This is a genomic window from Microcystis sp. T1-4 (genome assembly GCF_000297435.1).
In the GTDB taxonomy this organism is placed as follows: domain Bacteria; phylum Cyanobacteriota; class Cyanobacteriia; order Cyanobacteriales; family Microcystaceae; genus Microcystis.
Genome location: NZ_CAIP01000238.1, coordinates 1 through 2,142, shown reverse-complemented (window position 1 = coordinate 2,142; position 2,142 = coordinate 1). Strand labels below are relative to the sequence as shown.

Below are 2,142 nucleotides of genomic sequence, written 5' to 3'. Positions count from 1 at the left end.
GCCTTCCTCTAAAATATCTTGATAGATGACGGATTCTCTCATAGTGTCACTCCGAAGGATTTTTTTAATCGTCTCTCGATTTAATACTAACCCGGCGAGAATACTGGTAGCGGCAGCGAGATTGCTTTGTACCTGTTTTTCGGGGATAGTTTCTAAAGAACGGGACACCTGACTTAACACCTGTTCGGGATCATCGGTATTGCTGAGGACGGCAAAGGGTAATAAACCGGGATGATGGAAAAATTGTGGTGTATTTTCTTCCCAAAGACGGATGACTTGAAAGGAATGAAAGGTTTCCCCCAGACGGAAGGTATTTTCTTGCACTAGGGGAGAATCGCTGCGTCGCAGATAAATTACCACTTGACGCATTTGTTTTTGGGGATGACGACGATAGACGCGAATGCGATAATCGAGCATTCGGAAGGGAATCTTGGAGTCGGGGTCGGTTTGAAACTCGGTATGGAGAATCAATTCCTCTGACTGCAAAAAAATCAGGGAATCGGCACGAATGGGGTCTAATTGTAATTCCGTCGGGTCGAGGACGGTTAAGGGGAGGGGAGAACCCAATAACCAAGTGGCTAGATCATCGGAGAAGTTTTCGGCAATAAATTTACAAATATTATCAAACATCGTCAGGGATTACTTTCCGTTTCTCCTAGGATACCCTCGGTCGCCGGTGTTGACATCCTGTATTGGCCGTAACTGTTGCCGAAGAGAATCGTAGCGCGGAATAAATTATAGGCAAAATTCAATTCTAACCATAGACTTATCCCATAGATATTGGCAAATTTGTCACATCTTCCCAGAAATTTCTTGACAATTGCGAGAGGAAAGGGTATATTAGGGGCAGATATTCTGAAGTTTTATGTCCCTATCTAAAGTTATCAATCATGGGGGGCGGGAGAAGCGTAGCTTATCAAAGGCTCTGCTGAAATCTTTTTCCCTAGTCACGGCCACTGCGATCGGATGTATTAGTATCGCCACCAGTGCCACTGCGGCCGATTTTAAATTCGCTTTCGGTAGCTCCGGTGCGGGGGACGGTCAGTTCAATAACCCCTACAGTATCGCCGTCGGTAGCGGTGGTAAGATCTATGTAGCCGATACTGCCAACAACCGCATACAGGTGTTCGACTCCAATGGAGGCTTCCTGTCCACTTTCGGTAGCCCCGGTACGGGGAACGGTGAGTTCAGTTCACCCGTTGGTGTCGCTGTCGATGGCGTTGGTAATATCTATGTGGCCGATACGTTCAACGAGCGGGTACAGATATTCAACTCCAGTGGAGTCTTCCAGTCCACTGTCGGGGTCGGTTATTTGGGTTTCCCCTACGGTATCGCCGTCGGTAGCGGTGGTAATATCTATGTAGCCGATACGTTCAACGATCGCGTACAGGTGTTCGACTCCAATGGAGGCTTCCTGTCCACTTTCGGGGTCGGTAATTTGAGTTTACCCCAAGGTATCGCCGTCGGTAGCAGTGGTAAGATCTATGTAGCCGATACTGACAACAATCTCGTACAGGTGTTCGACTCTAGTGGTACCTTGCTGTCCACTTTCGGTAGCTCCGGTTCGGGGAACGGTGAGTTCTTTTCACCTGGTGGTGTCGCTGTCGATGGCGTTGGTAATATCTATGTGGCCGATACGAACAACAACCGCGTACAGGTGTTTAACTCCGGTGGTGTCTTCCAGTACGCTTTCGGTAGCTCCGGTACGGGGAACGGTCAGTTCAATACACCCTACGGTATCGCTGTCGGTGGCGGTGGTAACATCTATGTGGCCGATACGTTCAACAATCGCATACAGGTATTCAAAACGCCCGAACCTTCTGGTATTATCGGATTAGGCATACTAGGGGGCGGTTTAGTGGTGCGTCGCCTCGCTAAACGTGGTTAATTGCGCTTGGGGTGGGGAGATGAGCCAAAATTTTGCCAATTCGCCACCCTTTGCGGTTAAAAGCTTTAATTGTGCTGCTGTCTTTGTAATTGCTTGATCGCATCGGGGGATAAATCAGTAAACTGGGCGATTTCTGGGATAGGAAAGCCAGCAGATAGCATTTTTAGGGCAATTTGTCGAGCTTTTTCTTCTTTACCCTCCTCTTTGCCTTCCTCTCTGCCTTCCTCTCTGCCTTCCTCTCTGCCTTCCTCTCT

Annotated in this window: 2 protein-coding genes and 1 pseudogene; 1 reads left to right on the top strand and 2 read right to left on the bottom strand. The window is 48.4% G+C overall.

The features are described from left to right. On the bottom strand, positions 1–630 hold a 630-nt coding region (locus tag MICAI_RS14720; protein WP_039900242.1), incomplete at its 3' end, for an Rpn family recombination-promoting nuclease/putative transposase. A gap of 235 nt (positions 631–865) precedes the next feature. Here MICAI_RS14720 and MICAI_RS14715 point away from each other — a divergent pair. Next, on the top strand, positions 866–1,888 hold the full coding sequence (locus MICAI_RS14715) for a 6-bladed beta-propeller (protein WP_008203473.1): 1,023 nt from the start codon (positions 866–868) through the stop codon (positions 1,886–1,888). A gap of 65 nt (positions 1,889–1,953) precedes the next feature. Here MICAI_RS14715 and MICAI_RS14710 read toward each other — a convergent pair. Beyond that, positions 1,954–2,142: pseudogene (locus MICAI_RS14710) on the bottom strand (flagellar assembly protein H); the annotation flags it as partial.